The following is a 23545-nucleotide window of genomic DNA, read 5'->3' on the forward strand; positions in this document are numbered from 1 at the left end:
GGGCCGTCACCGGCCAGACCGTCGCCAACCGGACCATCACCGGCCGGACCATCACCGGCCGGCCGGCGGCAAACTCCTCTCGTAGCGGGCGTCCAGGGCGACCCCGGCCGACGCCGCCCGGTGGCGGGACGCCGCCGCCCCGGTCCAGCAGGTGCCGCGTCGGGCCAGCAGGCGGCTGAGCCACAGTTCCATCGAGACGAGGTCCGCGATCCCTTCCACGGGCAGGGGTTCGCCCCGGGCCACGCGTTGGACGGCCTGGCGTACGACGCGGGCCTCGACCAGTCCGGCCTCCGCGAGCAGAGGTGCCTGGAAGAGCTGGAGGAGCTGGTCGGCGGCGAGTCGTATCCCCGCGCGGAGGGCGGCGTGGTGGGCGGCCTGGGTGGGGGCGCCCCAGCCGGGCGGGAGGTCGTGGACGCCCGCCCCGGCGAGCGCGGCGCGCAGTATGGACGCGCGCGCCCCTGGGCGTACGCGGAGCGCTTCGGGCAGCTCCCGGGCGGCGCGGACGACCTGGTTGTCGAAGTAGGGGGCGTGCAGCCGCTGATTGCGGATCTCCACGGCCTGTTCGAAGACCCGGTAGTCGGCCGCGCACCGGGCGAGGGCGGCGCGGGCCCGCCGCTCGCCGGGCCGTTCGACCGAGGGACGCGACCGGGCGGCGGCCTCCAGCCGCAGCGACACCTCCGCCAGCGCCTCCCCCGTCAGCCAGCGTGCCGCCGGGCCGGGGCGGCACCAGGTGAGCGCGGCCACAGAGGCGTCCGCCGCACTCTCCCCGCCCTCCGGGTACGGCGCGAAGGCCGCGGCGGTGAACGCGCTGTCCCGCATCAGCGCGGCCGTCTCCTCGACACCGTCCCGGTACGGCGTTCGCGCCAGCCTGCGTGCCGCACGGTAGACGGTGACGGGTACCAGCAGCGAGCGTCCCGCCAACTGGCCCTCGCCGCGCTGCCCCTCGGCACGGGCGAGTGCGGCGACGGGACGGACGAGGTGGCGGCGGCGCCGGTCGAGCAACAGGTCGGCCAGCCGGGCGGGGTGCGCGTCGAGGACCTGGCGGGCGCCGGTTCCCACGAAATGGTCGGCGCTGCCCGCCGAGAGGCGGTACCGGTGACGTTCGGCGGTGACCAGGGAGGGCCCCGGCTCGTCGGTGAGGGGCCCGCCGGCCAGATCGGCGTAAGGGAGCGTGCTCTCGTCGCCGGTGACGACGACGTGCCGCAGCCGCGGATCGGCGGCCATGGCGTGCGCCCGCTCCAGTTCGGCCGTGTGGTCCGTGGCGCGGTCGGCGGTACCGGCGCGGTCGGTGCGGTCGGCGTGGCCGCCGGAGCCACCGGGACCTCCGGGTCCGCTGGAGCCGCCAGAGCCTCCGTTCCCGCCGGAACCGTGCCGTCCGCCGAGGGTCAGGTCGTTGAAGGTGACGGCGAGCAGCCGCTCGCCCGCGCTCGCCGCGCCCGAGCCGAAGACGGTACCGGGCGTACCGGGCAGCCCGGCGGCCAGCAGCGCGAGGGTCCCCGAGGCGGGACCGCCGGACAGGTCGGCGCCCACGCCGGGCGCCGGTCCGCCGCGGGCGCGCTGCCGGTCGGCGGGTCCCATACCGGGGACGGGGCCGGGATCGCGTACGTCGTGGTCGTGTCCGGCCGCGTGCCGGGGCGCGGTGAGCCGGGCGCGTACGGCCTCCACGAGCGCGTCCCGCACGCCCGCGACCGCCTCCTCCGGGTCGGCGGGCGGGGCGCCGACGACGAGTGACGCGGACGACTCGTACCCGGCGATCTCCCGGCTGCCCCCGTCCCGCACGATCAGCGCGTGGCCCGGCGGCACGCGGCTGACGCCCCGGTAGGGGGTGCCGTCGCCCAGGGCTTCGGGCGCGTCGGGGCAGGCGAGCAGGGCGGCCAGGTGCCCGAAGTCGAGTTCGGCACCGATGAGGTCGGCCAGCGGCAGGGCGGCCGTCGCGTACGCGGTGCCGCCCGCCCAGGGGGCATGGAAGACGGGCCGGACCCCGGCCAGGTCGGCGGTGACGGTGAGACGGCGGCCCACACAGGCGACGGCGGTGTAGCTGCCGGGCCACGCGGTCAGGTGGCGAAACGCTCCTCCGCGTGCGGCGATCAGCCCGAGCCGCAGCTCCTCGTCACTGGCGCCGCAACAGCCGAGTACCGCCAGCCGGTGACCCGGCTGGCCCTCGACCACGCGGATCTCGTCGGGACGCCAGTCCCCGACCGCCCACAGCGGGTCGGGATCCCCCCACAGCACCTGCGCGCCGATGGGCTGGAGCACCCCGTCCACCCCGCCGCTCCCGTCGGGGACGTGAGCGGTGTGGGGGGCGTGGCCGTGGGGACCGAGAGAGTCATCAAGGTCGTACGAGGTGGAAGAGGTGTACGAGGTGGAAGATGTGTACGCCGTGGAGGAGGCGGACGCCGTGGAGGAGGCGGACGACGGGGAGGAGGCGGACGACGGGGAGGAGGCGGACGACGGGGACGGGCCGTTCGCGCCGTACGAACCGTATGAGCCGTACGAGTCCCCTGGGGCGTAAGCGGCACCGCCGTATGGATCGTAGGAGCCGTAAGGATCGTGGGAGCTGCCGCCATAGGGACCGGGGCCGCGGCCGTCGTAAGAGGGGCGCGGGTACGCGCCGTTGCCGTCATGGATGCCGTCGCCGTACGCACCGGGGCTTCCCGTCGGACGGGCGGAGGAGCGTGCGCCGCCGCGGGCGGCGCGGGCGGAGCCGCGCCGGCCGCCGGGCCCGGCCGCGGCACTGCACCACCCCACCAACCAACGCATCGCCGCCTGCCTTCACCGTCACTTCGCCGTACTCCGCCGCCCTCCGCGCCGCGAACCCGGGGCGCGGAGAGCCGGAGCGCGGGAACCCGGAGCGGCGGGTGTGCGCCGCCTGGGGACCGCTGCCGTTGCGGCTATGGTGCCACGAGAGTGGCGCGCGAGAGGCGTACGAGGGCGCACACCTCGGTGGGTCACGCCTCCCCTCTGCTCCCCCGTCGCGCCCCCACGCGGATGGCGTGGAACCGCCGTTGGGTCGCGCATATTCCGGCGGCCTCATCCATCGGCACCGCACACCCGACCGATGTCATTCGGCCAAATTTCGCGCGTTCTCCCGGCACGGGGACGGCCGTCTTGACGCCCCGCCACGCAACAGGGAACGGACGGCGTACGGATGGCAGCGAGGGTGAGCCGAGACGTTCGAAACGACGCGCCAAAGACGTGCACGCCCAGCGCGTGACACGGTCGCACGCGCGGTGCACGGACGCAGGCGCGGCCGTCCCCCCGCGAACATCCTTGGGACAGATCGTGAACACCCCGCGAAAGAGCTGGGAACGCCTCGGAGCCGGCACGGAAACCCCCTTATAACGCCCAGGGAACACCCCGGGACTCCCTTCCCGACCACGCCCGGTATGTCCCGGACTGCCCAGCACACCCGACCCCTCGGACACGCGCGCCCTCGTCCGCTCAACAGCCCGTGGACAGACGAAAGTTGTACCCTGCCGGCATCCCTCGCAGGGCCCAGTCTCCCGACCCCCTCCGACCCCTCCCGACCCGCTCCCGACCCGCTCCGCCGCCCCTCCCAGGGGCCCGCATTCCACCCCCTGCGACGCCCTTCAGGCGCCCCCCGAGTCCCCCGCCCCCGGAGCCCTCCCGACCCCCGGAATCCCTCTGACACCCCACCAGGGGAGCCGCCCCAACACCCTCCACGAGTACCGGAACGACAACTCGCCGCGCGCCCCGCAAGAGCCCCTACCCCGACATTCCGCTTGACCGCTCCGAGGCCGTACCGGACGAATGGCCGCGGCGCCCGCAAGGCGGAACGTGACGCCCCCCTCGAAGCGTCCCGTCGTACCACCCCTCCCGTCCCCCCGTGAGCCTTCACGGGCTCCCGCCCCGTCCCGGCACGCCCTCCCGACGCCCGCCCGTCAGTCACAAAACGCCTGGTCAGTCACGCGACTTGAGGAGGCGCCACGAAGGCAACGGGCACAAGCGGCGGCCCCTCAGCGGCAGTGCTCCTCTCCATGCACCGGGCCCCGGCCCCTCTGCGCCGCGAGGACTTCCCCGGCTGCCCGTCTCGCACCGGGCCGGCACCAGGACCCGGAGCACCGGCCCGGTGCGCCCTTCCCAGCATTCCGGTTGGCGCCCCGTCGGGCGTCCCCCGGGGCGCCCGACGGAGGTCTCAGGGGTGTGCGGCCGGGCACGACGCCGGACGAACGAACGCCGAGCGTCGGCGGCCGGAGGGGCGGGCGGCGCAGGGGGTGCCGGACGACGTCGGGTGGGACTCGGGGAGACGACGGGTGAGCGGTGAGCGTCCCGTCGGACTCGCGCGCCCGCAGCTCCTGTGGACGTCCCGGCGGGACCGTCGGCGGGAGGCGGGAGGCGGAGGCAGAGGCAGAGGCGGGGGACAGAGGCGGAGGCGGGCGAGCCGGGGCCGGAACCCGGAGCCAGGACCGGGGACATGACGAGGCCGGGGCCGGGGCTGTACCGACCGGAACGTCGGCCGGGCCGGGAGGCGCGTTCGTTCCTCCCGGCCCGGACCGCCGCCCGCGGGGAATGAGGCGGCGGTGTCCCCCAGCCCACTGTTCTTCGGCAGCGGGCCGACCCACGCGACTCCCATGGAAACGCTCCCTCCTCATGGCGGGCAGGCGCATGGGCGGGCGCACGGCCACACGCCCGGGGCACAGCGGGAGGCCCCGTGAAACCACCCGGATCGGGAAGCGCCGCGTACGATTCCGGCCGTTCCGAGCGGGGCAGTATGAGGGTGGCACGTGACCCCCGCACGTACACGCGTACGGACATAGATCCCGCCATCCGCCATGCCACCCCTTAACGGTAGGCATGCGGCGAACTACGCTGTGTTCGCAGTGCTTTCCGCGCCGCGCAGTGCGCAGTGACGGGAGGGGGCCCCGCGCCAGCCGCGGGGCGGTCGTCGGTGTGGTCAGGGGTGCGCATGTCCAGGGAGTCACGCGGGCCGAATGAGAAACTCGGCACCGTCCTCGCCCTCGCAGGGATCAGCAACGCCGGACTCGCCCGACGGGTCAACGACCTCGGGGCTCAAAGGGGCCTCACGCTCCGGTACGACAAGACGTCGGTGGCCCGCTGGGTATCGAAGGGGATGGTGCCGCAGGGTGCGGCACCCCACTTGATCGCGGCTGCCATCGGCAGCAAGCTCGGCCGTCCGGTGCCGCTGCACGAGATCGGCCTCGCGGATGCCGACCCGACCCCGGAGGTCGGGCTCGCCTTCCCGCGCGATGTCGGAGCCGCCGTCAAATCGGCCACCGACCTCTACCGGCTGGACCTGGCCGGGCGGCGCGGTGGCGGCAGCATCTGGCAGTCCCTCGCGGGCTCGTTCTCCGTCAGCGCCTACGCCACCCCGGCCTCACGCTGGCTCATAACCCCGGCGGACAGCTCGGTCGCCCGCCACGTGGAATACCTCGAGGGGGTGGCCCCGTCCGCCGACGGGGCCAGAGCGGAGGCGGGCAGAGCGGGGGCCGGGACCGGGAACGGCGCCGACCCCACGGGGAACGGCGCCGCGGGCCAGCCCAAGCACCGGGCGCAGGGCGGGGAGGACGGGACCGGGACCCCGCTGCGCGTCGGGCACACGGACGTGTCCAAGCTGCGCGAGGCCGCGGACGAGGCCCGCCGCTGGGACTCCAAGTACGGCGGCGGGGACTGGCGTTCGTCCATGGTCCCCGAGTGCCTCCGCGTGGACGCCGCGCCCCTGCTGCTGGGCGCCTACACCGACGAGGTGGGCCGCTCCCTCTTCGGCGCGACCGCCGAACTGACCCGGCTGGCCGGGTGGATGGCCTTCGACACGGGCCAGCAGGAGGCGGCACAGCGGTACTACATCCAGGCACTGCGGCTCGCCCGCGCCGCCGCCGACGTCCCGCTCGGCGGCTACGTCCTGGCCTCCATGTCGCTCCAGGCCACCTACCGCGGCTTCGCCGACGAAGGGGTGGACCTCGCCCAGGCCGCCCTGGAGCGCAACCGCGGGCTGGCCACGGCGCGGACGATGAGCTTCTTCCAACTCGTCGAGGCCCGCGCCCACGCGAAGGCGAACGACGCGCAGGCGTGCGCCGCCGCACTGGCCGCGGCCGAGAGCTGGCTGGAGCGCTCCCGCGAGGGCGACCCCGACCCCTCCTGGCTCGACTTCTACTCCTACGACCGGCTCGCCGCCGACGCCGCCGAGTGCTACCGCGATCTCAAGGCGCCGCGCCAGGTGCGCCGCTTCACGGAGAAGGCGCTCTCCCAGCCGAAGGAGGAGTTCGTCCGCTCGCACGGGCTGCGGCTGGTCGTCTCCGCGGTCGCCGAACTGGAGTCGGGCAACCTGGACGCGGCCTGCGCCGCCGGCACCCGTGCCGTGGAGGTCGCGGGACGCATCTCCTCCGCGCGGACGACGGAGTACGTGCGCGATCTCCTCAACCGCCTGGAACCGTACGGGGACGAGCCGCGCGTCGCGGAGCTGCGCGAGAGGGCACGGCCCCTGCTGATGGCCCCGGCATGAGCCGGCGCTGACGCCGCGTGCGTGAGGGCGCCGGCGCGGACGTGAGGCGGCGGCGCGCTGACACACGTGTGGGGCGGCACGACGACGTCGGCGTGAGGCGGCACGACGAGGCACACATGGGGCGGCACGACAACATCGGCGCGAGGCGGCGCGACGAGGCACACGTGGGGCGGCGCGACGAGGCACACGTGAGGCAGCACGGCGATGTCGGCGCGAGGCGCCGCCCGGGTTCGCCCGGCTGGGAGAAGTGATCGCCGTGCGGGAGAGGCGGGGAGAGGTGGTGGGAGAGGTGGTGGGAGAGGTGATCGCTCGCAGGTCGGAGACGATCGTCCGCGATCCAGAGTTGATCTTTCATGGGCAAGGGTTGACCGACCGTGGGATGGGCATGATCGTCGGCGTGACGGGTGCCGCAGCGGGCTGTCAGCAGCGGGGTTCATGATGGGGGGCGTGACCCCGACGTCGAGAAGACCCGACCGCGGAGCCGCCGGCGCAGGTGCCGGCAGGCTCGACTGCGACGTGCTCGTGATCGGCGCGGGCGTCGTCGGTTTGTCCACCGCCTACGCCCTCACACGCCGCGCCCCCGGCACCCGGGTCAGCGTCCTGGAGAAGGAGCCGGGCCCGGCCAGGCACCAGACGGGCCGCAACAGCGGCGTGATCCACAGCGGGATCTACTACCCGCCCGGCTCCCTCAAGGCACGGTTCGCGGTCAGCGGCGCGGCCGAGATGGTCAAGTTCTGCGCCGAGCACGGGATTCCGCACGAGGTCACCGGCAAGCTGATCGTCGCCACCGAGCACGAGGAGCTGCCCCGGCTGCACGCCCTCATCCAGCGCGGCCGACAGCACGGCATCCCGGTGCGGGAGCTGGGTCCCGCACAGATCGCCGAGCACGAGCCGCACGTCCGCGGGCTGGCGGCCATCCACGTCGGCACCACGGGGGTGTGCGACTTCGTCGCCGTCGCGCGGCAGCTCTCCCAGCTGGCGCAGGACGCGGGAGCCGAGGTGCGGTACGGCGCCGCGGGCCGGGTCACGGCCGTCGACCGCCGCCCGGGACGCGGTGTCGCCGTCCGTACGGCCGACGGGACGGTGGTGCGGGCCCGCGCCCTCGTCAACTGCGCCGGGCTGCACTCCGACAGCGTCGCCCGGCTCGCCGGGGACACCCCGCACGCCCGCATCCTCCCCTTCCGGGGCGAGTACGCCGAGCTGGTGCCGGAGCGCGAGCACCTGGTGCGCGGACTGGTCTACCCGGTGCCCGACCCCGCCTTCCCCTTCCTGGGCGTCCACCTGACGCGCGGCGTGCACGGCGGCGTGCACGTGGGCCCCAACGCGGTCCCCGCGCTGGCCCGGGAGGGCTACGGGTGGCGCGTCGTCCGCCCCGCCGAGGCCGCCGGGCTGCTGGCACACCCCGGCACCTGGCGGATCGCCCGCCGCCACTGGCGGTACGGCGCGGGCGAGATACGCCGCTCCCTCTCCCGGCCCGCCTTCACCGCCGCGGTCCGCCGCATGCTGCCCGAGGTGACGGAGGCCGACCTGCGCCCCGCCCCCGCCGGCGTACGGGCCCAGGCGGTGCTGCGGGACGGCACACTCGTCGACGACTTCCTCTTCGCCGAGGGCCCGCACACCGTCCACGTCGTCAACGCCCCCTCCCCGGCGGCGACGGCCTCCCTCCCGATCGGAAGAGAGATCGCCCGCCGGGTCACGGACGTCCTCGGGGACGGATGACGGCAAGAGGCGCCCCCCGACCGCCCCGACCGCCCCACGGGGTGTGGCAGAGGCTTTGTGCGTGCCGAGCGTGCTGAGCGTGCTGTGTGCGGTGTGTGTTGTGTGTCGTGTGCGCTGTGTGTGGGGCTCATGACGCGCCGCACGCGATGGAGGACCGACGGGTGGGAGGGGCCCGTGGGCCAGTGACCGGTGGTCGGGGGGCCGATGGCTGGTGTCCGGGAGGCGGGAGGCAGTGGCCGGTAGCCGGTAGCCGGTAGCCGGTAGCCGCGAGAGGGTGGGCGGCCGCCCGTGGGCCGACAGCCGACGGCCGTGGGCGGGGGCCGGCGGACCGCCGACCGGCACCCGACGAGAGGCCGGCATCACCCGGCACGGGATCAGCGCTCGGCGGGGGACCGAGCACGCGGCAAGGGATCAGCACCCGGCGGGTGGTGGCTGGCGGCCGGGGCGCCGTCCCGTGCCCCGTAAAATCGGAAGCATCGTGTCCGAGAGCAAGAACTTCCACCGCAGTGACGACCCCGCCCATGGCCTCCGCGAGGGCGGCCCCGGGGCCGTCGGTCCCGCCGGCGCCCCCGGCCACGACCGCGACTCCGAGCCCGACTCCGGCCGGGGTTCCGGCCAGGACGCCGGTCGGGCGTCGCGGCCGATGGCACGGATGTTCCCGCCGGGGGCCGGGCCCTCCCCCGACCCGGCCGGGTCGCACCACGAGCGCCGTATCCGCAGCTTCCAGCCGCGTCGCAGCAGGGTGACCAAGGGGCAGCGGGCGGCGCTGGAGCGCCTGTGGCCCCGGTGGGGCTTCGACGTGGACGGGCTGCGCAAGCTCGACCTCGGTGAGCTGTTCGGGGACCCGGACCTGCCCGTCGTCCTGGAGATCGGCTTCGGCATGGGCGAGGCGACCGCCCGGATGGCGGCCGCCGACCCGGACACCGGCATCCTCGCCGTGGACGTGCACACCCCCGGCCAGGGCAATCTGCTCCGCCTCGCCGACGAGAAGGGGCTCGACAACGTCCGGGTGGGCAACGGTGACGCGATCATCCTCCTGCGGGAGATGCTCGTCCCCGACTCGCTCTCCGGGCTGCGGATCTACTTCCCCGACCCGTGGCCGAAGGCGCGGCACCACAAGCGGCGGCTGATCCAGCCCGAGTTCCTCGACCTGGCGGCCGGTCCGCTGCGGTCGGGCGCGCTCGTGCACTGCGCCACGGACTGGGAGGACTACGCGGAGCAGATGCTGGAGGTCTTCACCGCGCACCCCGAGTACGAGAACACCCAGCCGGACGGCGGTTTCGCACCGCGTCCCGCGAACCGGCCGCTGACCCGCTTCGAGGGCCAGGGTCTGGACAAGGGGCATGCGGTACGGGACCTGCTCTTCCGGCGCAGGTGAACAGCGGGGGCAGCTGCCGGTACCGGTGAACACCGGAGAGGCAGGACGCCGGCGCCGGTGAGCACCGGGGGCAGGACGCCGGTGCCGCTGAGCAGCTCCGACGCCGCTGGGCACCGGTGCCGTGAGGGTGACCGCCCTCCCGGCGGACCGCCCTCCCCGGCGGAGGCGGTGACCGTCACCACACCGCGACACACCGCGCCCCCGCCGGTTGTGACCCCGGTTGTGACGGTCACGCAGCACATGTCACCCACACTGGTTACTGTCGATGCGTGCATGACGAGGCATCCGGCGCTCCGAGCGCGCCGCCGAACCCGATGACGCCCGGGCGGTCCACGGGCGGCGCTCCCACGCCCGTCCCTCCGGCACGCCCTGCCCACCCGGAGGCGGCCCGCCACGACGCGGACAGCCACCGGAAGAACGCCGAGAGCCAGGGCAGGGGCGGGGGCCGGCACCGGGACAGAGACGGAAACGGGGACGGGGACGGGGGCCAGGAGGGGGACGGCGGCCGACAAGGGCCGGCTCCCGGAACGGCACCGTCATGGAAACCGCCGTCGGGACCGATATCCCCGCCACCCCCGCGGAACCAGACCAATCCCGACCGACCAGGCCACCCGAACTATCCAAACCATCCGAACCAACCAGGCTACCCAGCCCATCCGAAACAACCGAACCCTTCACAACACCCGGACCATTCAAGCGGCCCGGCCCGCACGCCGGACGCCGTCCCGGACGCCGCCGCCCCGCACGTCCCCACAGCGGCGACACCTGCCGCCACCTCCCCTCCCCCGGGCTGGAGCACGCCGGGGGCACCATCCGGCATACCTCAGGCCACCCAGCGACACGGGGGTGAACCCGGATCCGGGTACGGACACGAGCAGGGGTACGGGTCCGAGCCCGGGCACAAGCACGAGCAGGGGTATGGGCACGGGTACGGGTACGGAGATGTGCAGGGCGCGCAGCAAGCGCATGCCGCGATGGCCGCGCACCCGGTCCCGTCCTGGTGGCAGCGGCACCGGCACAAGCTGCGCGCCACAGCGGTAATCGTGCTGCTGGCGCTGTGCGGACTGATGATCCTGGCCCTCGTACGCGAACAGACGGGCACGACCGGCCTGCTCGTCGGCTTCGGGCTGGCGCTCTTCCCCGTACCGCTGCTGCTGGCGGCGTTCCGCTGGCTGAGCGCGCCGCTGCCCGCACCGTGGCGCACGCATCTGTTCGCCTTCGCGTGGGGGGCGTGCGCGGCGACGCTGGTGGCGATCCTGGCGAACGGCTTCGCGACCGACTGGCTGGCCTCGTCCGTCGTCGTCGACTCACCGGACGAGGCGGACACGCTCGGTGCCACCGTCATCGCACCCGTGGTCGAGGAGACGACCAAGGCGGCGGCGATCCTGCTGCTCTTCCTCTTCCGGCGCCGTCATCTCGACAGCGTCGTCTCCGGCATAGCGGCGGCCGGCATCACGGCGGCCGGCTTCGCCTTCACGGAGAACATCCTCTACCTCGGCACCGCGTACGACGAGGACTCCGCGCTGAACCCGGACAGCCTGTCCGGCTCGGCGACGGCGGGTACGTTCCTCATCCGCATCATCTTCGCGCCCTTCGCGCACCCCCTTTTCACGGCGATGACGGGGATCGCGTTCGGCATGGTCGCGGCCCTGCCGCGGCGCCGCAAGGTGCTGCGCGCGCTGCTGCCGCTGCTGGGCTGGTTCACGGCGGTGCTGCTCCACGCGATATGGAACGGCTCGGCGTCCTTCGCCAACTACACGTTCCTCGCCGTGTACGGCCTCTTCATGCTCCCCGTGTTCGGCGCCCTGACGTGGCTGGCCGTCTGGTCACGGCTGCACGAACTGCGAGTCGTACGGGACACCCTGCCCGCGTACGCCGCGGCGGGCTGGTTCAGCGAGCCCGAGCCCTGGTCCCTCTCCTCGATGCGGGCACGCTCGATGGCCCGCGCCATGGCCCGCCGCAGCCACGGCCCCGCCGCGGCCCGCACCCTGGCCGCCTACCAGCACGACGCGACCGCCCTCGCGCTCCTCCGCGCCCGCGCCGACAACGGCGCCACGGCCCCGGACTTCGCCGCCCGCGAGCACGAACTCCTCCGCTCCCTCTGGTCCAACCGCCCCCTGGCCGGCCCACCCACCACCAGCGCAGCCCTGGCCCTCAGCCGCCCCCACCCCCCAACACCGCCGGCACCCCCGGCTTGGCCGGGGTATCCGGTGGGGTGAGGCGGGGGCCTGCCTCCCGCCCGCACCCGTTGTTTAAGCTCGCTCTGTGTCCTCATCCTCATCCGACGTCGTGAAGCCAGAGCCACTGCCGGAAGGTTCCTGGGCGTCTTCCGCTGCACGTCGGCGGAACATGCAAGCGATCAGGAGCCGCGACACCACCCCGGAACGGAAAATCCGCCAGCTGGTTCACGCCCGCGGCGCCCGCTACCGGGTAAGCGCCCGACCCCTGCCCGGCCTCCGGCGCACCGCTGATCTAGTCTTCCGGCCCGCGAAAGTAGCGGTGTTCATTGACGGCTGCTACTGGCACGGCTGTACAGAGCACTATGTACCGCCCAGGACGAACTCCGGGTACTGGTCGGACAAGGTCGCGCGCAACATCGCGCGCGACCGTGACACAGACCAGAAACTGCAGGAAGCTGGCTGGCTCGTGCTCCGCTTCTGGGAGCACGAGGACTCAGATGCCTGCGCCGACAAGATCCTCGCCGTGGTCAAGAGCAGGCGTAGAGACAGGTGATACGTCTGCCTCATCATAGAAGGACGGCTGGACGTACCTTTCCTCGTCGGCCTGCTCCACGCTGGCGTATTCGATTTCGAGCTTTTCGAGCAGTTGGTCTCTCTGCTCGGGACGCAGGACTGACGCAATTGCCCGCCCCAGCGCACGGGCGACTGGCGGCGGAAAAGCATTCCCCACCTGTCGGTACTTTGCCGTCTTCCCGCCCGCGAAACGCCAGTCCTTGGGGAAACTCTGCACAATTGCCGCTTGCTGGACGGTCAGCATCGGCCCAGTCAGGCGCAGGAAGTCACGAGCGAGGTCCGTTGTCTTCTCGGGTTCGTTAGCGACCCCCATCGCGTTTACACCGAAGTGCCGCCAACTGGCCTTGGCGCGATTAGGACCGAGGTCAGCGCCGCCATGCTTCTTCGAGCCCCCGACCAGGGTCGGTGCCACGCGTGCCCGAAGCTTCGCCTTTTTCTGCCACCGCCGGTACGCTTCGTTGATGTCAGCCTGGCGTTCCGGGAACCTCTTCCGGAGAACATTGCGCCGCCGTAGCATTTCCGGCCTGAGCTCCTCATACAGATCAGCAGGCGGCTCTGACACCCCCAGAGGCCACGGGAATTTCTCAGTCCCCTTCATGACGTCTTCCCGGACAGCGATGAGGATCGCCCTGGGCCTCAGCTGAGGCACCCCGTAATTCCGCGCTTCCAGCAGGCGCCAGCCACAGAAGACATATTTTTCGTCGCGCAGTTCCGAGATAATACCCGCACGGTAAGCGTCGAATTTTTTGTCCAGGATGCCGCGGACATTCTCGATAAGAACCGCCTTCGGACGAAGGGTTCTCACGAGATGGAGCATCTGCGGGAACAGGTCGCGGTCGTCATCCGCCCCGAGTTGCATGCCCGCCACGGAGAACGGAGGGCACGGAACACCTCCAGCAAGAAGGTCGAGTTCCCCCTCTACTAGGGGGCGCCCTTTCTCCTCCCGCGGGTTGCGCAGCGCAGCCATCACATGTCCGGGGCCGAACTCTTTCAAGTCTTCCTCGAGAACTTCGCAGCCAGCCCACTCCGGATCTTTGCGGACGTTCTCACGCAAGGTGGCGCAGGCGTACTTGTCGATCTCCACGAGAGCCAGGTGCCGGAAGCCGGCCTGGTGCAGTCCGATCGCCTGTCCGCCAGCCCCGGCGCAGATCTCGACCGAGGTCAGCGGCTCATGTGCACCGCGATCGCTCGCACTCATCGGCGTGGTTCCTCCCAGCGTGACTCATACCAGGTGCCCAAGTTTCGCAGAAATCTCTGCTACCACCAGGAGCCAGAGCACATGATCGTGCTCGCCTTTACGTATGAAGTCTCGCAGCACGCCGGGGCGTCCCCGCCTCTGGGCTGCCGCCCGCACGGAGCGTATGCCCCGGCCGCGAGGGCGACAGCCCAGTCAGCTACCTCTTCCCGAGGTGCCTCAGCACCGCCCGCTCGTCAGCAGTATCCAGTCCGCCGACCCCGGCGGGGGCCTCCTGAAGATCCGCGAGCTGCCGCACCTCCGGATCGTCCAGGACCTTTGACATGAACTCCAGCTTCTCCTGGAGCCGGACGTGCACTACTTCGTCGATGGTGTCCCGGGCGGCGATCACCGTGACCCGCGTCTCGGCATCATCCGCCAGACCAAGCCTGTGGATTCGGTCCAGGCTCTGCAGGTACCGCCCGGCCATGAAGTCGCGGTCAACGTAGACAGCGTCATGGCACACCTGGTGCAGGCTGATCCCTTCGCCGAGGGTCGCCGGGTTGGAGACGAGAACCATGCAGTCGGAGTCGTTCCTGAACCGCCGGATCTCCTCTTCCCGGTCGGGCGTCCCGCCGAAAACCACCGCGCAGGGATAGCCCTCATCTTCCAGCAGCTTGGCCATGGAGGTGAGGCTGCGGACAAAAGTAGTCCATACAAGGGTCTTCCGCCCCTGGAAAGCATTCTCCTTCACGATGTCCCGCGCTGCCTTGTACTTCGGCGACAACTCGTAGTCAGGAAGATTCTTCAGCAGGTCGTACAGGGAACCATCTTCCGGCACCTCCAGCGGCGGCAGCCGGTACTCGACCGGTTCATGCCTGCTGGCCCCCTCCAGCAGCAGAGCGGGACTGGTCGCCGCCATCAGCATCCGCAGAGCCGACTTCCCCAGCTCCGCGAACTTGTCAGCAGATGCCTCTGCCCGGGCGGAGAGATCGCCAACCAAAGAGCGGTAAATCTCATCGTGCAGTGGGGGAAGCTCGACCGGCAGAAGCTGCGCTGTCACCGGCGGCAGCCCCAGCTCCTGCTTCGTTGTCCGGGTGAACAACGGCCGGAGGACCGAACTCGCGTGGGAGAGATCGCCGCCGGAAACCGCCTGGGTTACCACCCGCTGGCCGCGCCCCGGCCATACGAAGCCCAGCAGGTTCTCCAGGTCCTTCGCCCCGTTGGGCGCCGGTGTACCGGTCAGGATAAGCCGACGCCTGGCCAGCGGCCCCAGCGCCATGCACGCCGCACCGTAGGTCCCCTTGGCCCCGAGCTTCATCCGGTGGGCCTCATCGAGAATGAGCATCGCGGGCTCTTCCCTCAGCCAGGCCGCAAGATACGCGAGGTTCCGGTCGAGCCGCTCGTAGTTGGCGATCAGCACCTCGGCGTGCGGGTCCTGACCACTGTCCAGCTTGCAGTAGCGCAGGCCAGGAGAGAAGCAGATGCCCGACTCATAGATCCATGATTCGTACGCCGACTTCGGGCTGACGACGAGCAGTCTCCGGGCCTCTCCCTTCGCCCGCATAGCGCCGTACACGCCCAGAGCCGCCCTGGTCTTGCCGGCGCCCGGCACGCTGAAGTTTGCTCCGTGCTGGAGGGACAGGAGCTTGCTGATATCGCGCCGCTGGAATGTGGTCAGCGGCGCTGTCCACGCCGACCCGAGGAGATTGTCGAGCTCCTGGTCGGTCAGCAGGCTTTCCGCGTGCGCTTGGGGGGCACTGAGCTGTTTTTCCGCCGTCTCCGCATCCTGCAGACTGGAGAGGACCAGCGAACTGAGGTCCGGATCCCACTGCACCGAGCCGGGAGCAGGCCAGCCTCCCAGCATGCTGAGGCCGGAAAGCAGATCTTCGAGATCGATGATCGCTGAGGTGGGGCCCAGTTGCCGGCCGGTCCGGAACCGGGCAACCAGCTTGACCAGATCAGAGCGGTACGCCTCCGAGGCTCGCAGTTCCGCCTTAGTGCGGCTCATGTCGAACCCCAGCCGCAACGAGGTCTCCGCCTCCGGGGAAGTCACTCGTCTTCCTCCTTCGCCGTCGCCGCCTTCAGCAGCCAGGAAACACCCGCACCCGGGTTGTCGTTGCCGCGGCTGACTTGCTCCGCCAACTGTCGTACCGCCACGCGGAACTCCTGAAGGGCCTCGTCGAAGTCGTCCACATCGAACGCCCGCGCCCCCTTGGCCTTCACCACCTCGCTGGTGCACAGCTCAAGAGAGGCCGTGGCGTCCTTGAGCCGCTCCTGCGCCAGTCGCTTCTTCTTCTTGAGACGACCCGTCCGGCCAGCGTGGTCGATTGCCTGGTCGAACGCGTCCTTGGTCTCCGCCAGCGTGTCCTTGGCGCCACGCCTTACATCTTCATCAATCTCACGTGCGTGCACCTGGGCCGTCGTCCGCAGCACGGTTTCGGCAACGCTACGCGCCGTCTCGACCTTGTCCGGCGGGGCCGGCATAGAAACGTTCAGGCCAGGGATCACAGTCGGGCCAGAGGGAGTCTCTGAGGGCGCCGGAGCCAAGTGAGCAGGCAGTTCCCTGGCGAGGTAGTCATCGAAGAAGCCCTCGTCAATCCACCGGACGTCTGTTTTGGCGAAGCCGAGGAGCAAGGCGGCCACCCGGTACTCCTTGAGCACCTCAGCGTCATCGGGGTTGGTCTTCGCCAGACTGACGTAGTCTCGATGAAGCTCCCTCAGTCGTTCCTGCATCCCCTCAAAGTCAACGAGCCGCAGAGAAACGCCCTCCGACTCACTGCGCTCGATCTGGTCCCGGATGAGCTGCAGAATCCATACATTCTGATCGACGGTCTTCGTCGCGCACCGAAACTCCTTGGCGATCGCCTCGCGGGAGATACCAAGCCTGATCCGTTCATCGATGGCGAGCAGCCTGTTGATGTACGAGTACTCGCGGCGGCTGTCGTTCCGGAGCTGGAGCGACAGCTCGACCGCGGTGATGTCCGCCCAGGTGAAGGAGGCCGGCAGCACTCCTACGCGCATGCTCGGGACGCCGAGTTCCCGCAGCGCGGCAGCACGCGTGTTGCCGTTGACTAGGATTCCGTGGTGGGTAACAAGCCCCGGCTCGTTCTGGCCGTACTGGCGCAGGTCCTCCTTCAGTTTGTCGAAGTCCGGGTCCCTCTTGGTCGGATTGGTCGGCATGGCCTTCAACAGGGAGCCCAAGTAGTCCTGACTCTCCCCGAGCCACGGTTGAACCTTAAGGGTCTTCTCCCGCTCGCGGTCATGGCTGCACTGCGCCCGGATACGGTGAGTGGCGGGGTTGTAGAGCAGCTCATCCAGCGGTAGGTCAATGACATCGACGTGTAGCGCCTGCCCGTTCCAGTCGACAGTCACCGTCTCGCGCGTCCCGCCCCCGCTCCTGGCTTCGTCCAGGCGCAGCTTCAGCAGCCCCTCGAACTTTTCGCTGCGCGGAGGCAGCGGAAACTCCGGCTCCGTAGTCATCCTGGCTCAGCCTTCCTGTCCGCTCTCGTCGTTCACCGCAGCCGCCAGTACCGCCCGCGACTCCTCCGGCAACGTGCGGTAGTGCCCCCACAGGCGCTCCAGGGTGCTGCGCTCCCGCCGGTCGGCCTTGATCCAGGCTGCCAGTGCCTGCCGTTCGATACCGGAGAGCGCCTTGATCTCGCTCAGCAGCGCGGGAACGTCTTCTTCACGGGCCCGTCCGCCGACCCGGCACTTGTTGCACTCGGTCACCAACTGAGTCTCAATGCTTCCGTCAGGGAGCCGCACCTTCCGGCGGGCAATGTCCAGCTGAGCGGCAGAGCCCCCATCGCCGTAGCTCTCCCCGGAACCAATTCCACAGGAACGGCACAGGAAGTTGTCCTGCTGCATCGTCCTGGTGCGCTGGGAAGCCGTAAGATTGCTCTTCGCCTTAGCCTTCGCCTGGCCCGGAATCCAGACCTCGAGCCCCTTCTTCACGTAACGCTGCTCATCCAGCTCGAGGGTCGGGTCCTCGCGCCGGGTGTCAATCTGCCACCCCCGGTCCCGAAGGTCACGAATACGGCGGTCGATCTGAGAGACACCCTCAAACGCCTCCCGAAGCTTGGACTTGGTGAAGACGTTCCCCTCCCCTACCTCTGTCTCCAGCCACAGGGCTGCCCGGATCATGGTTCCGTGCTTCGATGCGTCCCGCCAGTCAGGAAGCGGCATCCACAACTCTCCAATCGTGCGCGCAGACGACAGAGCCGGCCCCCTCGGACAGGAAGCCGTTCTGGGGCCGTAAGCCACCGGCTCGGCGAGCAGTTCTACCTGAATACCCGAGAGGAAGTCCAGGGAAATTCACCAGGGGATCAATCTTTCCTGTTCCTCGGGAATGTTTCCTGTTTCCGAGGTGAGTCTTTCCCGCCGAGTCAAACTTTCCTGTTTCCTCGGAAGTTCGAAGGCGTAGATAAAAATCTCGCCGTCTGATAGCTATGAGGGTTCACTGGTGAGGCGCAGCAGGAACGAGCTGGACAAAGGCGGTATTTCGCGACTTGTGGACACACGTAACCGCTCAGAGTTCTTGCCGTCACTGGCTTAAGGAGGCAGGCACAGCATGCGCAGAAGGGGACAACGGCTTCCTGTCCGCCCCGAGGCCACCGAGCAGGTGCGCCTCTTCCTGACCGAACTCCGCGCGCTGGCTGACGCGTCAGGGCTCTCAGACGGCGCTCTCGCCCGCGAACTCGGCATCCAGGCACCGCAGTTCTCCAAGCTGCTATCTGGTGCCGCGATGCTCTACCGCCACACCAAAGCTCTGCATGCCGTCTCCGCCCGTCTCGCGGACCAAGAGGTGATCAGCCTCGACCTGCTCCTTCACCTGCATGACGAGGCCGTCTTCAGCTCCCCGGAGCGCTACAAGAAAGAGTTCCGGCGTGCCAAGGCCCGGCAGCGGCTGAAAGACGATGAGTCTCCACTGCCGGTCCCCACCGAGAGGGGGGACCGGCGGGTGCGCACTCAGGCCGAACGCTTCCTGCTGGCCCTCCTGGAAGATAAGGGAGCGGGCAGCAGGACCACTCTCGACGTCCTCAATGCCGGGGCAGACGTTCTCGGACCGCCTGAGGTGGCAACAGTCCTCGCTGGCCTTCGGCACCGTGGAGAAAGTGCCCTGGCTGATGACTTCGCTCAGATCTGTGGGCGCGAGCAGGATCGTCCCAGTGTGATCCACGCAGCCCGCGACCTCATCGACCCCCACGGCATGGCGAACCTGGCGGCCAGACTGCTAACGGCGTCAATGTCGTCAGGGCTTGCCGACGACACGTAGTGATGGCCAGGTGTCTTCCACCGGCGAGGGACTCAACGCGGCATATCGCGGTGATGGCGAGTGGGACGGCTCGGCACCGGGCACAGTGCACTGGCTGCCGCAGTGTCCGTGCCGACGCCGAGCCGTCCCGGGGCGGGATCACGCCGAGGCGTCCGTGAGCATGCGGAGTTCGTCTTCGGTGAGGTGCAGGTCGGCCACGGCCATCAGGGCCGGGAGTTGTTCCACGGTGCGGGCGCTCGCGATGGGGGCGGCGACGGTGGGGCGGGAGGCGAGCCAGGCGAGGGCGACGGTGGCCTCGGAGACCTGGTGGGCGTCGGCGACCGTGGTGAGGGCCGCCAGGACGCGCTGGCCGCGCTCGGTGGCCAGATGCTGGGCGGCCGACCCGGCGCGGGCGCCCTCCGGCGCCGGCTCGCCCGGCCGGTACTTGCCGGTGAGGAAGCCGGACGCCAGCGCGTAGTACGGCAGCACGGCGAGGGATTCCCGCTCTGCCAGCTCCCGCAGCTCTCCCTCGTACGTGTCGCGCGAGACGAGGTGTAGTGCGGCTGGAGGGCGACGTACCGGGCGAGGCCCTCGCGGTCGCTGAAGGCGAGGGAGGCCGCCAGGCGCTCCGGAGAGATGTTCGAGGCCCCGATCTCCCGGACCTTGCCCTCCTTCACCAGTTCGTCCAGCGCGCCGATGATCTCGGAGACGTCGCGCGACTCGTCGTCGAAGTGGGTGTAGTACAGGTCGATCCGGTCGGTCTGGAGGCGGCGCAGCGAGTCCTCGCAGGCGGCCTTGATGGTGGCCGGTGCCAATCCCATGTGGTCGGGGTGACGGGCGACCTTGGTGGCCAGGACGACGCTGTCGCGGACAGCGGGGCCCCGTGCGGCGAACCACTCGCCGATGAGGGTCTCGGACTCGCCGCCGACGTTGCCCTCCACCCACGCCGAGTAGGAGTCGGCCGTGTCGACGGCGTTGCCGCCGCCGTCCGTGTACGCGTCCAGCACGGCGAAGGAGGCGGTCCGGTCGGCCGTCCAGCCGAAGACGTTCCCGCCCAGTACGAGCGGCGAGACGGACAACCGGCCGATCTTTTTGCTGACGTCATTCCTCTGCATGCCGCGACCGTAACGCGGCCGGCGCCCGCCCCAGGGGAGGCGGGGTCCACAAGTGCTGCGCCCAGCGCGCCACCGCACCCGCCTGCGCCGTCACCTCACGCGTCGACGCCCTTGTCGCGGAGCCACCGCAGCGGGTCCACCGGGTCGCCGCCGTCGGGCCGGACCTCGACGTGCAGGTGCGGCCCCGAGGAGTTGCCGGTGGAGCCGACGCGGCCGATGACGTCACCGGTGGCGACCTTGTCACCCGCCGACTTGGTCATGGAGGAGAGGTGGCAGAACCACAGCTCGGTGCCGTCCTCCAGCCTCAGCACGACGCGGTAGCCGTGCGCGCCGGCCCAGCCCGCCTCCTTGACGGTGCCCGAGCCGGCGGCCTTGACAGGGGTGCCGTTGGGCGCGGTGAAGTCCTGGCCGGTGTGGTCGTTCTGCCACATCCCGCCCGACTCCCCGAAGCCGGCACCGAGCTGGTACGAGGTCAGTGGTGCCTGGTAGCCGCGAGCGTGCTCGGCGCCATGGGCGCCGGCCTTCCCCTCGGCGCCGGCCTTCTCCTCGGGAGTCTCCCCCTCGGCGCCGGCCTTCCCGTCGGCGCCGGACAGCCCCTCGGGTACGGCCTCCCCATGGGCGCCGGCCTTCCGCTGGGGTGCGGCCACCGTCCGTTCAGGTGCGGCATCCGCCTGTTCGGCTGCGGCCGCCCCTTGCTGGGGTGCGGCCGTCTCCTCTTCAGGCGCGGACGCGTCCCGTTCCGGTTCCGTCTCCGCCGTCTTGTCCTCGGCTGGTGCCCCGACTCCGGCAACTGCCCCGTCTTCGGGGGCTGCCGTGGTCCCGGGGGCTGCATGGGCCTGCGCCTCGGCCCGCGCTGGGGCCTGCGCCTGCGCCCGGTTCCCGGCCTGCGCGAGGAGGCGGGTCAACAACGCCTCACCCGGGCTGCTAGGGACCGACTGCCCTCCCTGCCGGTCGGCTCCTACCGGCTGCCCGGCCCGCGCCTGGTGGCCGGTCTGCGCCTGGTGGCCGGCCGTCAACCGCTGGCCATCCTGCGTCTGCTGGCCTGCCTGCACCTGCGGGACCTTCCCGGCGGGCTGTCCCTGCACGCCGTGCCCGTTCGTCGCGTGCCCGTTCGTCGCGTCCGCGCTGTCGGAGACGAGGGCGCCGAGGCCGGGCACGTCCTCGGCGTCGGGCAGTCGGTCGGACAGGTCCCGTACGGTGTCGGCGGCAGCGTCCGGATCGGGTACGGAGTCCAGGTCGGGTACGGATATGGAACCCGGGTCCTTGTCGTGGGCCGTCGCCATGCCGGCCGCGCCGACCGCCGCGATCATGCCGACGCCGAGCACGGCACCGCCGCGTGCCACTCCGCCGGCCCGCTGCTTGGCGACCCGGTGGCGTCCGCGCAGTGCGCGCGTGGGCTCGTCGGTGGGGTTCCCGTCCTCCCACGGCTCGCCGCTTTCCGGAGCGTCCCCGTACGGGCCCGGGTTCACCGGCGCCCACGGAGCGGCGGGCGGGGGCTGCTCCGGCGACGACGGCACCTGCGGCGGCAGCGGCATGCTCACGGGCGCCTGAGGAACCGGGGACGGCAGTGGTGCCGGGGAGGACGTCGGCGAAGTCGGGGACGGCGCCGGTGCGGGTGTCGGCGTGGGCGAGCCCGGGGTCTGCGCCGGGGCCTGCCCCTGTGCCGGGGCATGGTCCTGCCCCCGGGCGTGGGACTGCGTCGGGGCATGGGCCTGCGGGGCGAACGCCCCCTGCGGGCCGCCACCGTGGGAACCGGTGGAGCCGGTGTTGTCGAACTGCGGGTCGTATCCGACGACCTCGGGGGCGGAGCCCTGGGATCTTGACGCCACGGCGGGGCCCTCTCCTTTCCTTCCTTCGCGCCTACCGGGTTAGCTGACGGGTTCGGAGCAGGAAGGTCTCCTACGGGCGCCTCGTACGAGGACGCCCGATTCACCCCTTCCTTCCCGCCTTTACGACGAGAAGGGGTGGTTCCCCGGTTCCCATGGTGCTGTGCGGGCGAGTTGAGCCGTGCTGGTGCTCCGGTCTGCCCCGTGTACGGGATTCGGCGACAGCGCACGGTGCCGTCTTCCGTGACGACAGTGTCAACCGTGCTCGTTATCGGACGGTAATAGAACTGCGCCCGGGAGTCCAAGCGTTCCCCGAGATTGCCGACAGCCGACGGAACGTTGGCCGGGGCGGGTGAGCGATGGCCGGGCGGTGAGCGAAGGCGTGGCCGGGGCGGTGAGCCGGTTGTGGACGACGGGACAGTGCCGCCCCGCGAACCGGACCCTCCCAGGGGCACCGGGGCACCGGGACGCCGGAAGCGCCTCCCAGCGCGGGCAAGTTGGCGCGGTGCGGCAGGACGTCACAGCGGGACGGTGGTGTCCGGCACCCTCCCGTGGAGCCGGGCACCGCCGTCGGCATGTACTGGTGCGTGCCGGGCGGTTCGTCCGTGCTCTCCGCGCGCGCCGCGCCGTGGGCGCGCTCCGTGCCGTGGGCGGGGGTCAGCCGCCCGGGTGGGAGCCTGCGGGGGCCGGCCGCCCTCGGTGGTGCGGCTCACGGACCCGTACCGGGCGCCAGGGGGCCGATCTTGGGGACGGACGCCTTGCCGGTGTTGGTGACCGGGCCGCCCTCCCAGGGCGCGGTGAGGGAGGCGCGCTCGTCGGGCGGGGTGATCCGCGCGGCGGCGGGGTCCACCGTGGTGACGCCCGTCATCTCGGGGTTGCTGTACGAGAGCGGGGCCCACGCGCTGCTGCCGGGTTCCAGCGTGATCGTCTGCGACTGCCCGGGGGCCCGGGTCGGGTCGATGGAGACCTCCTCGCCCGCGTCGTTGACGAACGCGAGCCCCGGATAGCCGTGCACGGTGCAGGTACGGCCGGATTCGTTGGTGAGGACGACGGAGAAGTTCTTCTGCCCGGCGCCGGGGTGGTTGGGGCCGAAGGACGCCCGCAGGTCCGGCGTGGCGCAGCGGCCCCCGCCGCCCGGGCCCGGAGCCGACGCGCTGTCACCAGGCGAGGGGGAGCCCCCTCCTGAGGATCCCGACGCCGTACCGGAACCGGAGGAACCGCCCGGGCCGGAGGTCCCGGAACCGGGCTCCCCGCCCTTGCCCTCGGACGCGCCGTCGTGCGAGCCGTCCCGGGTGTTCTTCGAACCGCCGCCGCCCTTGCCGTCGTTCTTGCCGCCGTCCTTGCCGTCGCCGTCCTTGTCCGCGTGCTCGCTGCCCCCGGCCGGTGCGGCCTCTCCCTCGACCTTGTGCGGCCCCGAGTCGCCGGAGTCCGCGTTGCCGCAGCTCACCAGCAGCGCTCCGGCAACCGCCGCAGCTGCCGCGGCCACCGCGGTACGGGTCATCCGGCGGCGGGGGCGGACACCGAGGGCGGGCCCGACTCCGGGTCCGGGTCCGGATCCGGGTGCGACTCCGGGTCCGGCTCCCGGTCCGGGTTCGGCAAGTTCCGGTGAATTCCGCAGAGGGCGCGCGGTCCGTGACGTCCGTGCGTTACGCTCTTTTTCCGTTGTTTCCTGGCGCCGTGTCATGATGACTGGCGTCCCTTCCTGGTCGTCCTGTCTCGCGATGGTCGGCGCCTTCGGCGTCGGCACACCTGCCGCGCTGCCCGGGATCGGCACGCACGTCCTCCTTCAGCGTGCATCCCCGGCACTCACGCCGTACATACCGTTCGATGGCCTCCCCTGTG

The 23545-nt window shown here is 71.3% G+C and carries 14 protein-coding genes, 1 pseudogene and 1 riboswitch; of the genes and pseudogenes, 7 read left to right on the plus strand and 8 right to left on the minus strand.

The window, feature by feature from the left end; translation table 11 throughout:
* Positions 1 to 51: 51 nt before the first annotated feature.
* Positions 52 to 2265: an asparagine synthase-related protein gene (locus FM076_RS15480; RefSeq protein ID WP_345945031.1), complete on the minus strand. Its 2214-nt coding sequence runs from the start codon at positions 2263 to 2265 to the stop codon at positions 52 to 54.
* A gap of 88 nt (positions 2266 to 2353) precedes the next feature.
* Between FM076_RS15480 and FM076_RS34980 the strand changes: the two genes are divergently transcribed.
* The 6 genes from FM076_RS34980 to FM076_RS15505 all read left to right on the plus strand — a co-directional run bounded on the left by FM076_RS34980 (position 2354) and on the right by FM076_RS15505 (position 12311).
* Positions 2354 to 2512, plus strand: a complete 159-nt coding sequence (locus FM076_RS34980; protein WP_345945032.1) for a hypothetical protein — start codon at positions 2354 to 2356, stop codon at positions 2510 to 2512.
* A 2415-nt stretch (positions 2513 to 4927) separates the two neighbouring features.
* Positions 4928 to 6481: a sporulation protein gene (locus FM076_RS15485; protein WP_173871230.1), complete on the plus strand. Its 1554-nt coding sequence runs from the start codon at positions 4928 to 4930 to the stop codon at positions 6479 to 6481.
* 438 nt (positions 6482 to 6919) lie between these two features.
* On the plus strand, positions 6920 to 8200 hold the full coding sequence (gene lhgO, locus FM076_RS15490; RefSeq protein WP_243274939.1) for an L-2-hydroxyglutarate oxidase: 1281 nt from the start codon (positions 6920 to 6922) through the stop codon (positions 8198 to 8200).
* A gap of 478 nt (positions 8201 to 8678) precedes the next feature.
* The gene (gene trmB / locus FM076_RS15495; protein ID WP_428814869.1) at positions 8679 to 9578 is read left to right on the plus strand and encodes a tRNA (guanosine(46)-N7)-methyltransferase TrmB; all 900 of its coding nucleotides are present in this window, start codon (positions 8679 to 8681) and stop codon (positions 9576 to 9578) included.
* A 974-nt stretch (positions 9579 to 10552) separates the two neighbouring features.
* Positions 10553 to 11797, plus strand: a complete 1245-nt coding sequence (locus FM076_RS15500) for a PrsW family intramembrane metalloprotease (RefSeq protein WP_243274520.1) — start codon at positions 10553 to 10555, stop codon at positions 11795 to 11797.
* Positions 11798 to 11882: 85 nt separating this feature from the next.
* The gene (locus FM076_RS15505; RefSeq protein ID WP_180218344.1) at positions 11883 to 12311 is read left to right on the plus strand and encodes a very short patch repair endonuclease; all 429 of its coding nucleotides are present in this window, start codon (positions 11883 to 11885) and stop codon (positions 12309 to 12311) included.
* On the opposite strand, the gene FM076_RS15510 is transcribed toward FM076_RS15505, so the two are convergent.
* The 4 genes from FM076_RS15510 to FM076_RS15525 all read right to left on the minus strand — a co-directional run bounded on the left by FM076_RS15510 (position 12252) and on the right by FM076_RS15525 (position 17693).
* Positions 12252 to 13529: a DNA cytosine methyltransferase gene (locus FM076_RS15510; protein ID WP_173871235.1), complete on the minus strand. Its 1278-nt coding sequence runs from the start codon at positions 13527 to 13529 to the stop codon at positions 12252 to 12254. The two genes, FM076_RS15505 and FM076_RS15510, sit on opposite strands and share 60 nt — an antisense overlap.
* Positions 13530 to 13725: 196 nt before the next feature.
* The gene (locus FM076_RS15515) at positions 13726 to 15516 is read right to left on the minus strand and encodes a DEAD/DEAH box helicase (RefSeq protein WP_180218345.1); all 1791 of its coding nucleotides are present in this window, start codon (positions 15514 to 15516) and stop codon (positions 13726 to 13728) included.
* A gap of 41 nt (positions 15517 to 15557) precedes the next feature.
* Complete coding sequence (locus FM076_RS15520; protein WP_173871239.1) at positions 15558 to 16988, minus strand: hypothetical protein; 1431 nt, start codon at positions 16986 to 16988, stop codon at positions 15558 to 15560.
* Between the two features lie 6 nt (positions 16989 to 16994).
* Positions 16995 to 17693 carry a hypothetical protein gene (locus tag FM076_RS15525; protein WP_173871241.1) on the minus strand — a complete coding sequence of 233 codons (699 nt, stop codon included), beginning with the start codon at positions 17691 to 17693 and terminating at the stop codon, positions 16995 to 16997.
* A 385-nt stretch (positions 17694 to 18078) separates the two neighbouring features.
* Here FM076_RS15525 and FM076_RS15530 point away from each other — a divergent pair, with 385 nt between their 5' ends.
* Entirely contained in the window at positions 18079 to 18783 is a 705-nt protein-coding gene (locus FM076_RS15530; protein ID WP_173871243.1) for a hypothetical protein, read from the plus strand.
* Between the two features lie 138 nt (positions 18784 to 18921).
* Here FM076_RS15530 and FM076_RS15535 read toward each other — a convergent pair.
* From FM076_RS15535 to FM076_RS34660, 3 genes and pseudogenes are all read right to left on the minus strand, one after another.
* Positions 18922 to 19877: pseudogene (locus tag FM076_RS15535) on the minus strand (aldo/keto reductase).
* A gap of 95 nt (positions 19878 to 19972) precedes the next feature.
* The gene (locus FM076_RS15540; RefSeq protein WP_243274941.1) at positions 19973 to 21412 is read right to left on the minus strand and encodes a M23 family metallopeptidase; all 1440 of its coding nucleotides are present in this window, start codon (positions 21410 to 21412) and stop codon (positions 19973 to 19975) included.
* A gap of 308 nt (positions 21413 to 21720) precedes the next feature.
* A riboswitch (cyclic di-AMP (ydaO/yuaA leader) is annotated at positions 21721 to 21885 on the minus strand.
* A gap of 527 nt (positions 21886 to 22412) precedes the next feature.
* A complete protein-coding gene (locus tag FM076_RS34660) occupies positions 22413 to 23204 on the minus strand; it encodes a DUF4232 domain-containing protein (protein ID WP_173871245.1) in 792 nt (263 codons plus the stop codon).
* Between the last annotated feature and the right edge of the window lie 341 nt (positions 23205 to 23545).

Origin of the sequence: Streptomyces albus subsp. chlorinus (assembly GCF_013302895.1) — a bacterium.
GTDB classification, from domain to species: Bacteria; Actinomycetota; Actinomycetes; order Streptomycetales; family Streptomycetaceae; genus Streptomyces; species Streptomyces chlorinus.

Excerpts from the sequence above, each read along its gene's own strand:
- FM076_RS34660 (WP_173871245.1), bottom strand. The coding sequence starts at position 23,204 with ATGACCCGTACCGCGGTGGCCGCGGCAGCTGCGGCGGTTGCCGGAGCG.
- FM076_RS15525 (WP_173871241.1), bottom strand. The coding sequence starts at position 17,693 with ATGCCGCTTCCTGACTGGCGGGACGCATCGAAGCACGGAACCATGATC.
- FM076_RS15520 (WP_173871239.1), bottom strand. The coding sequence starts at position 16,988 with ATGACTACGGAGCCGGAGTTTCCGCTGCCTCCGCGCAGCGAAAAGTTC.
- FM076_RS15540 (WP_243274941.1), bottom strand. The coding sequence starts at position 21,412 with ATGCCGCTGCCGCCGCAGGTGCCGTCGTCGCCGGAGCAGCCCCCGCCC.
- FM076_RS15510 (WP_173871235.1), bottom strand. The coding sequence starts at position 13,529 with ATGAGTGCGAGCGATCGCGGTGCACATGAGCCGCTGACCTCGGTCGAG.
- FM076_RS15500 (WP_243274520.1), top strand. The coding sequence starts at position 10,553 with ATGGCCGCGCACCCGGTCCCGTCCTGGTGGCAGCGGCACCGGCACAAG.
- FM076_RS15530 (WP_173871243.1), top strand. The coding sequence starts at position 18,079 with ATGCGCAGAAGGGGACAACGGCTTCCTGTCCGCCCCGAGGCCACCGAG.
- FM076_RS15515 (WP_180218345.1), bottom strand. The coding sequence starts at position 15,516 with ATGAGCCGCACTAAGGCGGAACTGCGAGCCTCGGAGGCGTACCGCTCT.
- FM076_RS15485 (WP_173871230.1), top strand. The coding sequence starts at position 4,928 with ATGTCCAGGGAGTCACGCGGGCCGAATGAGAAACTCGGCACCGTCCTC.
- lhgO (WP_243274939.1), top strand. The coding sequence starts at position 6,920 with ATGGGGGGCGTGACCCCGACGTCGAGAAGACCCGACCGCGGAGCCGCC.